A 15658-nucleotide genomic window follows, 5' to 3' on the forward strand; every position below is an offset into this window, starting at 1 on the left:
AGATTTGCCAATGGACATTCGCAACGAAGGGATGCGCATCGGCGGCGAGGTTGTGTTTACCGACAAGGTGATCGAGGTCCGCTATCCCTATACCAACGAGGTGGTCGGCACCGTCCCCGCCGGAACCGCCGAACACGCCCGCCGCGCCTTCGAGATTGCCGCCAATTATCAATCGAAGCTGACCCGCTACGAACGCAGCGAGATCCTCAAGAAAGCGGGCGAAATCATCGGCCAGCGCCGGGATTACCTTGCCAAATGGCTGACGCTGGAACTGGGCATCTGCCACCAGCACGCGATCTATGAAACCAAGCGGGCGCAGGATGTCTATCAATTCGCGGCCGCAGAGGCATTGAAGGACGACGGAGAAATCTTTTCCTGCGACCTGACCCACAACGGCAAGGCGCGGAAGATCTTTACCAAGCGCGAACCGGTCCGTGTGATTTCGGCGATCACCCCGTTCAACCACCCGCTGAACATGGTCAGCCACAAGATCGCCCCGTCGATTGCCACCAACAACACGATGGTCTGCAAGCCGACGGAGCTGACGCCGCTGACCGCGCTGACGCTGGCGGATATCCTGTACGAGGCCGGGTTGCCGCCCGAGATGTTCCAGGTGGTGACCGGACTGCCCGCCGATATCGGGGACGAGATGATCACCAACCCGAACATCGACATCATCACCTTCACCGGCGGGGTGCCGGTGGGCAAAATGATCGCCGAAAAGGCGGGCTACAAACGCACCGCGTTGGAACTGGGCGGCAACGACCCGCTGATCATCCTTAACGATCTGGACGATGCCGATCTGGACAAGGCCGCTGCCATTGCCGTGGCGGGCGCGACGGGCAATTCCGGCCAGCGCTGTACGGCGGTCAAGCGTATCCTTGTGCAGGACAGCGTGGCGGACCGGTTCGTGCCGATGGTTCTGGAAAAGGCCAAGGCGATCCGGTTTGGCGACCCGCAGGACCCCGCCACTGAACTGGGCTGCGTCATCCATGCCCAGGCGGCTGAACTGTTCGAAAAGCGCGTCTATATGGCTGCCGAACAGGGGGCAAAGGTGCTGTATGATCCGGGCCGGAAAGGGGCGCTGCTGCCGCCGATCGTCGTGGACCACGTGCCCCACGAAAGCGAATTGGTGATGGAAGAGACCTTTGGCCCCATCGTCCCCATCGTGCGCGTTCCCGATGACGACGCCGAGGTGATGCGAATCTCCAATTCTACCGCCTTTGGCCTGTCGTCCGGCGTCTGCACCAATGACTTCCGCCGCATGCAGGCCTTTATCGAGGGGCTGAATGTGGGCACGGTCAATATCTGGGAACAGCCCGGATACCGGATCGAAATGTCGCCCTTTGGTGGGATCAAGGACAGTGGCAACGGGGTAAAGGAAGGGGTCATCGAAGCGATGAAGTTCTTCACCAACGTCAAGACGTTCTCTCTGCCCTGGCCCTAGACGATGGTCTTCGCGCACAAGATCGTCTGGATCACCGACCTGCACCAGACGGTTTCGGGGCAGGTCGAGGGTGTCAACAGCCGCGGCCGGCTGGAACAGGTGATCGAACAGATCAATCGCGATCACCCGGATGCCCTGTGCTGTGTCGCCTCTGGCGATCTGTGCGACAAGGGGGACATAGAAGAGTATCAGGCGCTGGCCCGGACGGTTGGCGCCCTGACTGTCCCGTTCGTGCCGATGATCGGAAATCACGACAGCCGGGACAATCTGTTGGCCGCGCTGCCGCCGGTGGACCCGCTTGCGGGCTATTATCAATTCCGGGTCGATCTGGCGGGTGGGCTGACGCTGTTATGCCTTGATACCCATCTGCCGGGTAGCGACGCGGGTCAGATGGATCAGGCGCGTCTGGACTGGCTGGCGGACCAGTTGCGCCAGACGGTGGACCGGCGCGTTCTGGTCTTTGCTCATCATCCGCCCGGGCCACTGGGGCTGGGCCTGTTGGATGACATGCCGCTTCTGGACCACGAACCGTTCGTGGCCCTTCTGGCCGCCGCCCCGCAGGTCGAACACCTGTGCTGTGGCCATGTGCACCGCCCGGTCTCCGGTGTGATCGGCGGCGTGCCGTTTACGACGCTCCGGTCGATTGCGCATCAGACCAGACCCCCCCAGAGCCTTCGGACGTGGGACGATTTCGTCGCGACCGATGAACGCCCGCAATATGGGGTGATCCTGATCGGGGCGGACCGAGTCGTCATTCAATCCATCGACATCGAAAGCCCGGTCTGATGCGGCATACCGAAGGCGAGGCAAATACATCCGCCGCGCGGGCCGAATGGACGGCACGAGAGGATGATCCCGCGACCCGCGCCCTGCTGGACCGGGACGCGGACGCCTTTTTGCACCAGTCCTTGTCGTCGCCCTGTGTATCGACCATCGCCCGGGCCGAGGGCATCTGGATCGAGGATACCGCCGGACGCCGATACATGGATTTCCATGGCAATTCCGTGCATCACATCGGCTATGGCCACCCGCGCCTGATCGAGGCGATCAAGGACCAACTGGACCAGCTGCCGTTCTCGCCGCGCCGGTTCACCAATGACGTCTCGGTGCAACTGGCCGAACGGCTGGCGGCGCTGGCCCCCGGTGATGGCTGGCGGGTCTTGTTCACCACCGGCGGGTCCGACGCCAACGAGGTCGCCCTGCGGATCGCGCGGGCGGCGACGGGCCGGTTCAAGACGCTCAGTTTTTGGGATGCGTTCCACGGGGCGGGCTTTGGCGCGGCCAGTGTCGGGGGCGAGGCGACCTTTCGTAGCCATATCGCCGGGCCGCTGTTGCCGGGGGCGGAACATATCGCGCCGTTCCACTGCTATCATTGCGCCTATGGTCATCCGGGGCCGGAAGGTTGCGGGTTGGCCTGCGCGAAGATGGTTGACTATGTTCTGGCGCGCGAAGGCGATGTGGCCGCCGTGATTGCCGAACCGATGCGCGCGGTGCCGGTCGTGCCGCCGCCGGGTTACTGGAAAGCGGTGCAAGAGGCCTGCCACCGGCACGGCGCGCTTTTGATCATGGATGAGATTCCCACGGGGCTGGGCAAGACGGGCCGCATGTTCGCCTTTGACCATGACGGGATCATCCCGGACATCGTCACGCTGGGCAAGGCGCTTGGCGGTGGGGTGCTGCCAATTGCGGCGGTGATGGCGCGCGAGGGGCTGAACGTGGCAGGCGATTTCGCCATCGGCCATTATACCCATGAAAAGAACCCGGTGACCGCGCGGGCGGCACTGACCACGCTGGAGATCATCGAAGACGAGGGGCTGGTGGACCGGGCGGCCATGCTTGGTGCCCATGCGATAGGCCGCCTGACCGAGGAACTGGCGGAATGCCCCGTCGCCGGGGATATTCGTGGCCGGGGTCTGATGTTCGGGGTCGAAATCGTGTCGGACCGGGATGCGCGGACGCCAGACCCGACCCGGGCCGAACGCATCTACTATGCCTGCCTTGAACAGGGGCTGTCGTTCAAGATCAGTGCCGGAAACGTTCTGACCCTGTCGCCGCCCCTGACCATCGACCGGGCCGATCTGGACCGGGCGCTTGATATCGTGATCGCCGCGACGCGGGCCGCCGCGTGAGCGTTGGCGTCATCGCAATCGTCCTCTGCGCGGCCTTCCTGCACGCGCTTTGGAATGCGCTGGTCAAGGGGGCGGGGGACCGGACGGTCATGCTGGGTCTGATCGCGCTGGGCCATGTGATCCCCGGTGTGGCGCTGGCCGCCAACCTTCCCGCGCCCGCCCCCGAGTCTTGGATCTATATCCTTGCCTCGACGGTCATTCACTGGGGTTATTACTACCTGCTGAATGCCGCTTACCGCAGTGGCGATCTGTCCGTGGTCTATCCCGTCGCGCGGGGGGCCGCGCCCTTGATCATCGCCCTTACTGCGTGGCTTTGGGTCGGAGAGGCGCTTCCGCCGGTCGCCTGGTTGGGGATCGGGGCGATTTCGCTGGGGATCTTCATTTTGGTCCGGCCGGGGAAGGTGGCGCAGGTCCCGCCTGCCGGGTTGCTTGCTGCCTTTGGCACCGCGCTGACCGTTGCCGCCTATTCCATCGCGGATGGGGTCGGGGTGCGGTTGTCGGGGCAGGCGTTGTCCTATGTCGCCTGGTTGTTCACGGCAGAGGTGTTCGTGGCCGCCTATGTGCTGGGCACACGGGGCGCGCGGTTGCGGGCGATGGGTGGGCGGACGATTGTGATCGGGATCGCGGGGGGCGTGATCTCTGGCACGGCCTATGCGCTGGCTCTCTATGCCAAGACGCTTGCACCGCTTGGCATGGTCTCCGCGATGCGCGAAACCTCGGTCATCTTCGCGGCCCTGTTCGGCGTCTTGTGGTTTGGCGAGGGGCCGAAAGGGCGCAGGCTGTGGTCGGCGGCAATCGTCGCCGGGGGGATTGTCCTAATCGGGCTGGCCTAAAACCCACATTCACGCACAAAAGCGCGTGAAATCCCGTGGTATTCTCTGGACATTCGTGGGAATTGGGTGCGAGACTCTGCCAAGGAGGCCCGAAATGGTCAAGCCAGCCGAACCTCATGCCACCCATCGCGAGGTGGAGCTTCTGGATACCCTGCGCAGTCTGGGCGGATCGGCCCGCACGGCGGCCCTGGCCGAGGCGCTGGGCGTGTCCGAGGAAACCATTCGCCGCACGGTCAAGGCGCTTGCCAAGGGCGGATTGGTGCAGCGGGTTCACGGCGGGGTTTACCTGACGAACAAGGATGCGCTGTCGCCTGTTGCGTCACGTCTTGGCAAGCAGGCGGACGAAAAGCGCCGGATCGCCACCAAGGTCGCGGGGATGATCCCCAACGGGTCTTGCGTGTTTCTGGATGTGGGATCGACCACCGCCTTTGTCGCCGAGCAATTGAAGGACCACCGGGATCTGACCATCGTGACCAACGCCATCACCCCGGCGCAGTCGCTGGTCGGGCGGGGCGGCAACCGCGTCTATCTTGCCTGTGGGGAACTGCGCGAGGTTGAAATGGGCACGTTCGGCGCCGACACGGTGGATTTCGTGCGCCGGTTCAACATAGACACCGCCGTGCTGAGCGTTGATGCCGTGGATGCCCGCAACGGGTTCCTGCTGGCCGGCGCGTTCGAGGCGGAAGTGGCGCGCGCCGTCACCGAATGCGCCCGCCGCCGGATCGTCGTCGCGGACCATTCTAAATTCGGCCAGACCGCGCCGATCATCGCCTGCGCGCCGGAAAGCGTGGACATGCTGGTCACCGACCGCCCGCTGAAACCGGTGTTCGAGGCGCGGATGACCGATTGGGGCATTGAAACCGTTGTCGTGAAAAGCCGGATCTAGGGCACGGGCATGGCGATCTTGACCTTCCTTGTGCAGCTGGCCGGGGCGACGATGCTTCTGCTGTTCGCTGTGCGCATGGTTCGCACGGGGATCGAACGGGCTTTTGGTCCCGCCTTTCGCCGGCTTGTCACGGATCCCGGCCATCCTGCGCGGGCGGTCGGGCTGGGGTTGATCCTGGCGATCATCCTGCAAAGCTCTGCCGCCGTCGCCCTTCTGGTGGCCGGTTTCGCGGGTGCGGGCGGAGTGACCTTTGGCACCGGGTTGGCCGTTGTCCTTGGGGCCGATCTGGGCTCTGCCCTGCTGATCCAAATCCTGTCGCTGCGGCTGGACGCGCTGGTGCCCATCTTGCTGGCGCTGGGCGGGTTCTTTTTCCTGAAATCGGAACGACGCGACCTGCGGCAGGCCGGGCGGATCATCCTTGGCATCGCCTTTATCCTGATCGCGCTGCGGTTCCTTCGCGAGACCATGGAGCCGATCCGCGACAGCGGGGTCCTGCCCGCCCTGTCGGCCTATCTGGAGCGGGATTTCGTCTCTGCCTTTCTCGTCGGGGTGGCGCTGGCCTTTGTCATGCATTCCTCGGTCGCGGCGATCCTGATGATCGTGACCGTGGTCGCGATGGGGGCATTGCCCCCCGGTGTCGGCCTGTCGATCCTGCTGGGCGCGAACCTTGGGTCGGCGCTGATCCCGGTCTGGCTGACGCGGGGGATGGCCCCGGCGGCCCGGCGCATTCCGCTTGCCAACCTCTTGCTGCGCGGGACGGCGGCGGTGCTTTTGCTGCTGGCGGTCAACCTGACGGGGCTTGCGGTCTTTGGCCACGGGATGGCGGCGGGGCAGGAATTGATCCTGCTTCACATCGGGTTCAACGCGCTTGTCGTGATCCTCGGGCTGCCGCTTGGACGGGTGGTGGACCCGATCACACGGACGCTTTTGCCGGATGTTGCCGGGACCAGTTATACAGAGGTGCCGTTGGCCCATAAATCGGTGCTGGACCGCAGTGTTTTGGACCGACCGGCTGTCGCGCTCGCCTCGCTTCGGCGGGAAATCCTGCGAATGGAACAGGTTGTTGAAGAGATGATGACCCCGGTCATGGGCCAGTTCACCGACTACGACAGGAACCGGGCGCAGGCGATCCGGGCGAAAGACCAGATCGTAAACGATGCCTTTGACGCGGTACGTCAATACGCGGCAGACATCGCACAGGACCGGATGCGCAAGGCCGATCAGAAGGAACTGCGCGATCTTTTGGAATACGCCATCGCGCTGGAGGCGGCGGGCGATATCGTCGCCAAATCGCTGATCCCGCTGGCCGCTGAAAAGGACGAAAAGGCAGTGCGGTTCACCTCGGATGGGCTACGGGAACTGCGGACCATGCATGACCGGGTCTTGCAGAACATGAACCTTGCCTCCCGCGTGCTGGTGTCGAACGACGTGGAAAGCGCACGGCTTCTGTTGTCGGAAAAGGACGAGATGCGGCACCTGCACCGGGCGACCCGGAAAAAGCACCTCAAGCGGCTCAGCTCGGGCGAGAAGGTCAGCATGGAATCGTCGGATATCCATCTGGAAACTGCCCATGCGCTGAAAGAGTTCAATGGCCAGATCGCGGCGGTCTCCTATCCGATCCTGTTCCGCGAAGGGCAGCTTCTGGATACGCGGCTGATTACCCGGATGGACGAGGAAGAGACCACCCGCTAGGCCCACCGCCTGTTGCATCCGCCCCGGACCAAGCCCTAGAACAGGGCGACACTTGGGGGGAGGCGGACAATGCCGACGATCAAACTGGACTGGCTGGAAGATGCGGACCGGGCGGTGCCCTTGCCCAGCTACCAGACGGCCGGCGCCGCCGGGGCCGATATTCGCGCCAACTTTCCGCCCGATGCGCGCGAAGGCGTGACCCTGTCGCCGGGTGCGCGGGCACTGATCCCGACGGGGCTGCGCATGGAGATCCCGCAGGGGTTCGAGGTGCAGGTGCGCCCCCGGTCCGGACTTGCCCTGAAGCAAGGGCTGACCATTCCCAACAGCCCCGGCACCATCGACAGCGACTATCGCGGGCCGGTGGGGGTGATCGTGCTGAACGCGGGTGACGCGCCGGTGACAATTGCCCATGGCGACCGGATTGCGCAGATCGTCGTGGCCCCGGTGGTGCAGGCTGCGTTTGAAATGGCCGACACCCTGACCGAGACCGAGCGCGGCGCGGGCGGTTTCGGATCGACCGGTGTTGCGGGATGATCCCTGTCCTTGCCATGGCCGCGGTCCTTTGGGGGATCGGGGCGGCGATGGGCGCGCCACACCGCGCCCGCTGGGTCATGCTGGGGGTGCTCTTCGCGGGTGTCGCCGCGATTCAGATCGCCTTGCCCGAAGGGGCCCCCCTGCGCGAGGCGACAGGCGGTGATATCCGGCTTTGGCTGTTGCTGGCCGGGTTCGCGGCGGTGGCGCTGACCTATCGCGCCCTGTTGCGCCGGGTCCGGGCGCGGGCGCAGCAGGTCACTGTTGCCCCCGCGCAGACCGGCACGTTTTCCGAGGCCGAACTTGGCCGCTATGCCCGGCACATGTTGCTGCGCGAAATTGGTGGGCCGGGGCAGAAAAAGCTGAAACAGGCGCGGGTCCTGGTGATCGGGGCGGGGGGCCTTGGATCGCCCGCGCTGCTGTATCTTGCGGCGGCGGGTGTCGGGACCATCGGCGTGGTGGATGACGACAGAGTGGACGGGTCGAACCTGCAGCGGCAGGTGATCCACACCGATGCAAGGATTGGCCAGCCCAAGGCCTTTTCCGCGCTGGAACAGATGGTCGCCATCAACCCGTTCATCACTGTGAAGCCCTACATCCGGCGGCTGGACGAGGCCGCGGCAGAGACGCTTTTCGCCGACTATGACCTGATCCTTGACGGGACCGACAATTTCGACACGCGCTATATGGTCAACCGGATCGCGGCGCGTCTGGGCAAGCCGCTGATCTCGGCCGCGATGACCCAGTGGGAGGGGCAGATCAGCCTTTATGACCCGGCTAAGGGTGGCCCTTGCTATCAATGCGTCTTCCCCGAGGCGCCCGCGCCGGGATTGGTGCCCACCTGCGCCGAGGCGGGGGTGGCCGGTCCCTTGCCGGGCGTGATCGGGTCCATGATGGCGCTGGAGGCGGTCAAGGCGATCACCGGCGCAGGCGAAGGCTTGCGCGGACGGTTGATGATCTATGACGGGCTCTATGCCGATGCGCGCGTGATGACGGTGAAGCGGCGGGATGATTGCCCGGCTTGCGGGGGCTGATGTGCTGCGGATAATCGGCCATTTCAGCGTGATCGCCCTGCTGACTGTTCTGACCCAGCTTGGAGGGATTGCGTGGCTGGCGTCGTTGGTTTTTCGGCGTCGGCTTTTGGCATTTCTGGCGGTTTACGCAGCGGTTTGGGGGGTGGCCTTTGCCCTTGCCCCCCTTACGGGGCGCGAGGCCCTGCCCTGTTTTGGCAAACCGCTCAGGATGCAGTCGGCGTTCTACTGTGTGACGATGCGAAATTATGTGACACCGGACCTGGCACAGGTCGCGGCGGAGGCGGCCCAGGCCGTCGATGCCGCATATCCCGGAACCGTCACACTCGCGCTGGACGGCGGGTTTCCTTTTCTGACGGGAATGCCGCTCTTGCCGCACCTGTCGCATGATGACGGTGAAAAGTTGGACCTTGCATTCTATTATCAGGACACCGAAGAGGCCTACTTGCCGGGCCGAACGCGGTCGCCGGTCGGGTATTGGGCGTTCGAGCTGGCCGAAGACGACTACTGCCCAAGAACCTTCCCGACCTTGAGGTGGAAAATGGCCTTTCTGCAACCGCTCTGGCCGGATCGTTCGTTGGAGGAGGAACGAACCGCCGCCCTGATCCAGCACCTGTCGGAGGATGCCAGGGTTGCAAAAATCTTTGTCGAACCGCCCCTTGCCCAGAGTTTGGGGGTGGCGGGGGCCAAGATACGGTTCCAAGGATGTCGCGCCGCCCGGCATGACGACCATGTCCACATTCAGCTTTGAAGGACAGCACAATGGATGCAACCTCTGCCCATCAGGACAGCCTTCCGATCAGCTCTGACGCGCTTTTGGCGCGGTTGCATGACTGGGGGCTGTCCTATCGTCTGCACACTCATGTTCCGCTGCGCACCGTCGAAGACTCGCAGGCGGTCGAGCATGAATTCATGGTGCCCGGGGAAAAGGCGCTGCGGATCAAGAACCTGTATCTGCGGGACAAGAAGAAGCGGAACTATCTGGTGACGCTTGAGCAGACCCGCGACATCGATCTCAAGGCGCTGGCGGCAGAGCTTGGCGGCGGCACCTTGTCCTTCGGATCTGCGGACCGGTTGATGGAGCATCTGGGCATCCGCCCCGGCGCGGTCAGCCCGCTGGCGATGATCAACGGCGCCGAAAGCGGCGTGACCTTCTACATGGATGCCGCCGCGAAAGAGGCCGAGGTGATTTACATGCACCCCCTCGTCAATGACCGGACAGTGGCCATGTCGCGGGCCGATACGATGGCCTTCTTTGACAGGATAGGTGTGACCGTTCACTGGTTGCCTTAGGTCTTTGCGCTGGATTTCCCGAAGGGTCGGGGTAGGGTGGCGAAAGGGAATACAGGGATGGCCATGGATCATTGGGACGAGGTTCGCACCGCCTATCAGGTTGCACGGCTGGGCACGGTCAGCGGCGCTGCGGATGTGCTGGGCGTGCACCACGCCACCGTCATCCGCCACATCGACGCGATCGAGGAACGGCTGGGCGTCAAGCTGTTCCAGCGCCACGCGCGGGGCTACACCCCGACCGAGGCGGGCCGCGATCTGTTGCAGGTGGCCGCCGCGACTGATGACCAGTTCACCCAGCTGGCGGGCCGGATCAAGGGGCAGGGCGAGGGCGTCAAGGGCGATCTGGTTGTTACCTCGATCGAGGCGATGTCGCCCATGCTGACCCCGGTCCTGACCTCGTTCCGCGAGGCATGGCCAGAGATCCGCATCCACTACGTTACCGGCGACAGGCTGTTCCGTCTGGAATACGGCGAGGCGCATGTGGCGATCCGCGCGGGCAAGGCCCCGGACCAGCCCGACAACGTCGTGCAGAAGTTCGTGACCCAATCCGCCCATCTGGTCGCCGCGCCCTGCTATGTGGAAAAACACGGGCTGCCCAAGGACGAAGCCGACTTTTGCAATCACCAGTTCATCGGACCCGAAGATCGGGCAAGTCGGGCCCCGTTCAACCAATGGCTGGCCGAGGTCGTGCCGGACCGTTGCATCGGGTTCCGCACGTCGAAGAACCGGCTGGCGCTGGATGCGGTCCGGGCCGGGGCGGGGATCGGGTTTGTGACCCGCTGGGACTACGAAAACAACCCTGACCTGATCGAGGTGATCCCATCGCGCGAAGACTGGGGCGCGCCCTTGTGGCTTGTCACCCATGTCGACCTGCACCGCACCTCCAAGGTGCAGGCCTTCCTGACCCATCTGAAAGAGGCCGCCGCGGGCTGGTCCACATGACGCCAATTCCTGCGCGCGGGCATCTTGCGATGCTGGCCTTTTCGGTCCTCGTGGCCGGGGCGTTTTCGCTGGGTGCGCGGGCGGCGAACCTGATCGACCCGGGGGCCATCACGGCGGCGCGGTTCTGGATCGCCGCGGCGATTGTCGGCGCGGCCGCCTGGATGACGGGCGGGCTGTCGGGCGGCGGGGTGCGGGCGCCCTGGCGCTACCTGATCCTCGGCGGGGTCTTTTCGGTCTATTTCGTGCTGATGTTCGAAGGGTTGAAAACCGCGCAGCCGGTCAGCGCGGCGGCGGTCTTTACCCTGACACCGATCATGGCGGGGGTGTTTGGATGGATCGTCCTGCGGCAGGTCCTGTCGCTGCGCATTCTTGCCGGGCTTGCGCTGGGGCTGGCGGGCGCGCTTTGGGTGATCTTCCGGGGGGACATGGCGGCGCTGCTCGATTTCGCCGTCGGGAGGGGCGAGGTCATCTACTTCTACGGCTGCATCGCCCATGCGCTTTACCCGTCTCTGGTGCGGCTGCTGAACCGGGGGGAAACTGCCACGCAGCAGACCTTTGGCACGCTGGTGGCGGGCGCGGTTCTTCTGACGCTCTGGGGCTGGCCCGCGATCCGGGCGACGGATTGGGCGGGTCTGCCGATGATCGTCTGGGTGACACTGGGATATGTCGCGGTGTTTTCCTCGGCGGCGACCTTTGTTCTGTTGCAATATGCGGTGCGCCACCTGCCGTCGTCCAAGGTCATGGCCTATACCTACCTTGTGCCCAGCTGGGTGATCCTTTGGGATGTGGCGTCCGGTCTGGGCTGGCCGCCCGCCACCCTGTTGATCGGGATCGGCATGACCGTTGCAGCGCTTCTGTGGCTCTTGCGGGCTTGATCCCTGTCAACGCGGGCCCTGCGCCGGGCCGCTATGGTCATCCCGCAAACATAGGGAGGACAGGATGTTCGAACATATCATGGTGCCGGTCGATCTGCACCTGACACCAGAGGTCGAACGGGCACTGAACGTAACCGCCGATCTGGCCCGTCATTACGGGGCAAAGGTCACGCTGGTCAGTGTCGCCGGGTCCGTCTTCACCGATGCGCCGCATTCAAAGGTCGATGCGGCTCCGGTGTTGCAGGGGCTGGCCGCAGATATGACGGGCGCGGGTGACCTGAGCGTCGAAACGAAGCTGATCTTTTCCACCGATGTGCCCGCCGAGGTCGACAAGGCCCTTAGCGCGGCGGTCGAGGAAACCGGGGCGGACCTTGTCATCGCCGGAAGCCATATTCCGAATTGGGTGGACTACCTGATCGGATCACACGCCGGAAAGCTTGCCAGCCACTCGAAGGTCTCCGTCTTCGTCGTCCGTTGATCCGAGTTCGGTTTCAAGGAACCTCTCGAAGGCATCTAGGTCGAGGCTTTCCATCTGCCCGAACCCTTGCATCCAGACGCTTGCCTCGCGCAGGGCGTCAGGTTCCAGTTTGCACCATTTCACCCGGCCCCGCTTTTCCTGACTGATCAGGCCCGCGTTTGTGAGAACGGTCAGATGCTTGGAGATCGCCGCCAGCGACATGTCAAAGGGCTCTGCCACGTCTGTCACGGCCATATCGTCCTCCAGCAGCATGGACAGGATCGCCCGACGGGTCGGATCGGCGAGGGCTGCAAAGACGGTATCAAGCGGGTTCATGGCGCGACACTACTCTGCCCGGTGAGGCAGGGGAAGGCGGGCAATCTGTCTTGGACAGTCTGCGAAAACCTGCCATGACCCGGCGCAGGGTTTGGGGGTGCAAGATGCCGCTGCGATATTGGCTGATCATTCTGGCGTTGGCCTTTGCGTGGGGATCAACGTTCTTTTTCAACGAGATTCTTCTGCGGGAACTCGGTCCGGTCTGGGTCGCGGCCGGTCGGGTGTCACTGGGTGCGCTCGGGTGTTGGGTCTGGTTGGCTTTGCGAGGGCAAATCGGTTGGGTCGGCTGGCCGATGGTCGGGCACCTGTTCGTCTTCGGATTGCTGCAATACGCGGTGCCTTTGGCCGTTTATCCGATCGGGCAGCAATACATCACCTCGTCCGCCGCCGGGATCATCAATGCGATGACCCCGATCATGGTCGTCACCGTCAGTCATTTCTGGCCGGGCGGAGAGCGGGCGACGGTTTTGAAATCCATCGGCGTCGGGCTTGGGTTTGCCGGGATCGTGCTTTTGACGCTGCCGTCGCTTCACGGCGCGGCGGCCTCTTCCCCCGGAGGACTTCTGTTCACGATCCTTGCCCCATTTTGCTATGGGCTGGCCATGAGTTACCTGCGGAACCTAGACAGCTTGGACCGCGTCGCATTGACGGCATGGTCCTTGGCACTCGGTGCATTGGTTCTGCTCCCGCTCGCCCTAATGGCCGAAGGCGTTCCACATATTCAAAGGGCGCAGACTTGGGCGGCGCTCTTGTTCGTCGGGTTCATTCTGACAGCCGGAGCTTTCCTTCTGCTATTCTGGCTTGTTCCGCGGGTCGGGGGGACCTCAGCGTCGTCGATACCTTTGATAGCCCCGGTGTCGGCCCTGCTACTCGGCGTCCTTGTCCTCAAGGAAACCGTGCTGCCGATCCAGTATCTGGGCTTTGCGGTGATCTTTTGCGGTCTCCTGTTCATTGACGGGCGGTTGGTCAGGGGGCTGCGGAAAGATCAACCAAGCGGTTGAATATGCGAATTCGGCCGTGATGGGGCCAAGGACGGGGTGCGGCGTGCTGTCCCGCCCGGCGTCGCGACTTACTAGGTGTCGTGATATCAATAGGTTAGATGGTGTTGACGCCCCCTGACCCCGCGCTTGACTCATTCCCCTGTGGCCACTAGCAAGGCCACAACTTTCATGAGGGGCAAAAGCGCCTTGTCCGACCGCCGCGACCTATCCGAAGCCGACCGTCTGAAGGCACTGGAAAACCGGATCGCGCAGATGAAGGGCGGGGCCGCGGAAGAGCACCACATGAAGAAAGACTATTCGCAGGCAAACCTTGCATGGCGGATGGTGGTAGAGCTTGTAGCCGGTCTTGGGATCGGCTTTGGCATCGGATACGGGCTGGATGCGCTGTTTGGCACAACCCCCTTCTTGATGGTGCTGTTCATACTTCTGGGCCTTGCGGCGGGTATTCAGACCATGCTGCGAACCGCCAAGGAGATCGAGGGTTTAAAGCTGGCCGAAACGGCCGGGGATGACAGGAAAGACGAACGCAATGGCGACTGAGACGCACGGCGCAGAAGAAAGCAGCAGCCTGGTTTTCCACCCGATGGACCAGTTCATCGTGAAGCCGCTGTTCGGTGAAGGGCCGATCCACTGGTACACGATCACCAACGTGACCCTTTGGCTGGCGCTGGCCGTTGTCTGTGTGATCCTTCTGATGGTTGTCGGCACCCGCGGCCGGGCAATCGTCCCCAGCCGGACCCAGTCGATCGGCGAAATGGCCTATGGTTTCGTCTACAAGATGGTTGAAGACGTGGCCGGCAAGGACGCCGTGGGCTTCTTCCCCTACGTGATGACCCTGTTCATGTTCATCGTCATGGCCAACTTCCTTGGCCTTCTGCCGATGTCCTTCACCACGACCTCGCATTTCGCCGTGACCGTCATTCTGGCGATGCTGGTCTTCCTGACCGTGACCATCGTCGGTTTCGTCAAGAACGGCACCAAATTCCTCGGCCTCTTCTGGGTGTCCAGCGCGCCGCTCGCGCTGCGTCCGATCCTGGCCGTGATCGAGCTGATCTCGTACTTCGTGCGCCCGGTCAGCCATTCCATCCGTCTTGCCGGTAACGTCATGGCCGGTCACGCGGTGATCAAGGTGTTCGCGGGCTTCGCCGCGATTGCCGCGATCAGCCCCGTGTCCGTGCTGGCGATCACCGCGATGTACGGTCTCGAAATCCTCGTGGCCTTCATTCAGGCCTACGTGTTCACCATTCTGACCTGCGTGTATCTCAAGGACGCTCTGCATCCGTCGCACTAAGGTCTGAACCACTTCTCGAAACTTCCAAAATCAAATCGTAAGGAGATATCCAATGGAAGGCGAACTCGCACACATCGGCGCTGGTCTGGCTGCAATCGGTTCCGGCGCTGCCGCAATCGGGGTTGGCAACGTTGCTGGCAACTTCCTCGCTGGCGCTCTGCGCAACCCGTCGGCTGCTGCGTCGCAGACCGCCACCCTCTTCATCGGTATCGCATTCGCCGAAGCTCTGGGGATCTTCTCGTTCCTCGTCGCGCTTCTGCTGATGTTCGCCGTCTAAGCGATCCGCTGATCCTTACGCGCGGGGCGGGCGGCCAATCTGGTCGCCGCCCCGTTGACTGAACAGGGTTCGACGGAGGCCACGATGGCAACTGAAACTCACGGAGCCGAAACGCTCAGCACCTGCGTGGATTCCCATGGTTCTGCCATTGGTATGCCGCAGCTGTGCTTCGACTGGTTCCCCAACCAGATTTTCTGGCTCGCGATCACGCTGATCGTGATCTTCTTCGTGCTGTCCCGCATCGCCCTGCCGCGCATTGGCGCGGTTCTGGCCGAGCGTGCAGGCACGATCACAAATGATATCGCCGCCGCGGAAGAGCTGAAGCAGAAGGCCGAGGAGGCGGAAGCCGCCTATCACAAGGCCCTTGCCGACGCCCGTGCCGAGGCAAATGCCATCGTCGCCGAAGCCCGTGCCGATATTCAGGCCGAGCTTGACGCCGAACTGGCCAGGGCCGATGCCCAGATTGCCGCCAAGGCGGCCGAGGGCGAGAAAGCCATCGCTGAAATCCGCAAGGATGCCACCAAGAGCGTGACCCAGGTTGCCCGTGCGGCCGCTGCGGAAATCGTGAACGCGCTGGGTGAGAAGGCCGACACCAAGGCAATCTCTGCCGCGGTCACCGACCGGTTGAAGGGGTGAG

General features: G+C 63.5%; 19 protein-coding genes. 18 read left to right on the forward strand and 1 reads right to left on the reverse strand.

Features of this window, described 5'->3' with window-relative positions; all coding sequences use genetic code 11:
* Positions 1–10: 10 nt before the first annotated feature.
* The 13 genes from phnY (at position 11) to EU803_RS01540 (ending at position 12137) form a co-directional block, all read left to right on the forward strand.
* A complete protein-coding gene (phnY, locus tag EU803_RS01480) occupies positions 11–1447 on the forward strand; it encodes a phosphonoacetaldehyde dehydrogenase (protein ID WP_129679081.1) in 1437 nt (478 codons plus the stop codon).
* Positions 1448–1450: 3 nt separating this feature from the next.
* Positions 1451–2233 carry a metallophosphoesterase gene (locus EU803_RS01485; protein ID WP_129679082.1) on the forward strand — a complete coding sequence of 261 codons (783 nt, stop codon included), beginning with the start codon at positions 1451–1453 and terminating at the stop codon, positions 2231–2233.
* Complete coding sequence (locus tag EU803_RS01490) at positions 2233–3576, forward strand: aspartate aminotransferase family protein (RefSeq protein WP_129679083.1); 1344 nt, start codon at positions 2233–2235, stop codon at positions 3574–3576. The genes EU803_RS01485 and EU803_RS01490 overlap by 1 nt, the downstream gene beginning before the upstream one ends.
* Positions 3573–4409 carry a DMT family transporter gene (locus EU803_RS01495; RefSeq protein ID WP_129679084.1) on the forward strand — a complete coding sequence of 279 codons (837 nt, stop codon included), beginning with the start codon at positions 3573–3575 and terminating at the stop codon, positions 4407–4409. The genes EU803_RS01490 and EU803_RS01495 overlap by 4 nt, the downstream gene beginning before the upstream one ends.
* A gap of 94 nt (positions 4410–4503) precedes the next feature.
* Complete coding sequence (locus tag EU803_RS01500) at positions 4504–5295, forward strand: DeoR/GlpR family DNA-binding transcription regulator (protein WP_129679085.1); 792 nt, start codon at positions 4504–4506, stop codon at positions 5293–5295.
* A 9-nt stretch (positions 5296–5304) separates the two neighbouring features.
* Complete coding sequence (locus tag EU803_RS01505; RefSeq protein ID WP_129679086.1) at positions 5305–6987, forward strand: Na/Pi cotransporter family protein; 1683 nt, start codon at positions 5305–5307, stop codon at positions 6985–6987.
* A 69-nt stretch (positions 6988–7056) separates the two neighbouring features.
* On the forward strand, positions 7057–7521 hold the full coding sequence (gene dut, locus EU803_RS01510; RefSeq protein WP_129679087.1) for a dUTP diphosphatase: 465 nt from the start codon (positions 7057–7059) through the stop codon (positions 7519–7521).
* Complete coding sequence (locus tag EU803_RS01515; RefSeq protein WP_129679088.1) at positions 7518–8552, forward strand: HesA/MoeB/ThiF family protein; 1035 nt, start codon at positions 7518–7520, stop codon at positions 8550–8552. Before dut ends, EU803_RS01515 begins: the two co-directional genes overlap by 4 nt.
* The gene (locus EU803_RS01520; protein ID WP_242494252.1) at positions 8527–9300 is read left to right on the forward strand and encodes a hypothetical protein; all 774 of its coding nucleotides are present in this window, start codon (positions 8527–8529) and stop codon (positions 9298–9300) included. Before EU803_RS01515 ends, EU803_RS01520 begins: the two co-directional genes overlap by 26 nt.
* An 11-nt stretch (positions 9301–9311) precedes the next feature.
* The gene (locus EU803_RS01525) at positions 9312–9842 is read left to right on the forward strand and encodes a prolyl-tRNA synthetase associated domain-containing protein (RefSeq protein WP_129679089.1); all 531 of its coding nucleotides are present in this window, start codon (positions 9312–9314) and stop codon (positions 9840–9842) included.
* Between the two features lie 63 nt (positions 9843–9905).
* On the forward strand, positions 9906–10784 hold the full coding sequence (locus EU803_RS01530; RefSeq protein ID WP_129680128.1) for a LysR family transcriptional regulator: 879 nt from the start codon (positions 9906–9908) through the stop codon (positions 10782–10784).
* Complete coding sequence (locus EU803_RS01535; protein ID WP_129679090.1) at positions 10781–11659, forward strand: DMT family transporter; 879 nt, start codon at positions 10781–10783, stop codon at positions 11657–11659. The genes EU803_RS01530 and EU803_RS01535 overlap by 4 nt, the downstream gene beginning before the upstream one ends.
* 64 nt (positions 11660–11723) lie before the next feature.
* Positions 11724–12137: a universal stress protein gene (locus tag EU803_RS01540; RefSeq protein WP_129679091.1), complete on the forward strand. Its 414-nt coding sequence runs from the start codon at positions 11724–11726 to the stop codon at positions 12135–12137.
* On the opposite strand, the gene EU803_RS01545 is transcribed toward EU803_RS01540, so the two are convergent.
* Positions 12081–12452, reverse strand: a complete 372-nt coding sequence (locus EU803_RS01545; RefSeq protein WP_129679092.1) for a metalloregulator ArsR/SmtB family transcription factor — start codon at positions 12450–12452, stop codon at positions 12081–12083. The genes EU803_RS01540 and EU803_RS01545 overlap by 57 nt on opposite strands.
* A 104-nt stretch (positions 12453–12556) precedes the next feature.
* On the opposite strand from EU803_RS01545, the gene EU803_RS01550 reads away from it, so the two are divergent.
* The 5 genes from EU803_RS01550 (at position 12557) to EU803_RS01570 (ending at position 15657) form a co-directional block, all read left to right on the forward strand.
* The gene (locus tag EU803_RS01550; RefSeq protein ID WP_129679093.1) at positions 12557–13453 is read left to right on the forward strand and encodes a DMT family transporter; all 897 of its coding nucleotides are present in this window, start codon (positions 12557–12559) and stop codon (positions 13451–13453) included.
* 168 nt (positions 13454–13621) lie between these two features.
* Positions 13622–13993, forward strand: coding sequence for an AtpZ/AtpI family protein (locus EU803_RS01555; protein WP_129679094.1), 372 nt, complete (start codon positions 13622–13624; stop codon positions 13991–13993).
* Positions 13983–14744 carry a F0F1 ATP synthase subunit A gene (locus tag EU803_RS01560; protein ID WP_129679095.1) on the forward strand — a complete coding sequence of 254 codons (762 nt, stop codon included), beginning with the start codon at positions 13983–13985 and terminating at the stop codon, positions 14742–14744. The genes EU803_RS01555 and EU803_RS01560 overlap by 11 nt, the downstream gene beginning before the upstream one ends.
* Before the next feature lie 52 nt (positions 14745–14796).
* Entirely contained in the window at positions 14797–15021 is a 225-nt protein-coding gene (locus EU803_RS01565) for a F0F1 ATP synthase subunit C (RefSeq protein WP_108827259.1), read from the forward strand.
* An 84-nt stretch (positions 15022–15105) separates the two neighbouring features.
* Entirely contained in the window at positions 15106–15657 is a 552-nt protein-coding gene (locus EU803_RS01570) for a F0F1 ATP synthase subunit B' (protein WP_129679096.1), read from the forward strand.
* Position 15658: the final 1 nt, after the last annotated feature.

Origin of the sequence: Loktanella sp. IMCC34160, assembly GCF_004145845.1 — a bacterium.
In the GTDB taxonomy this organism is placed as follows: Bacteria; Pseudomonadota; Alphaproteobacteria; order Rhodobacterales; family Rhodobacteraceae; genus SELP01.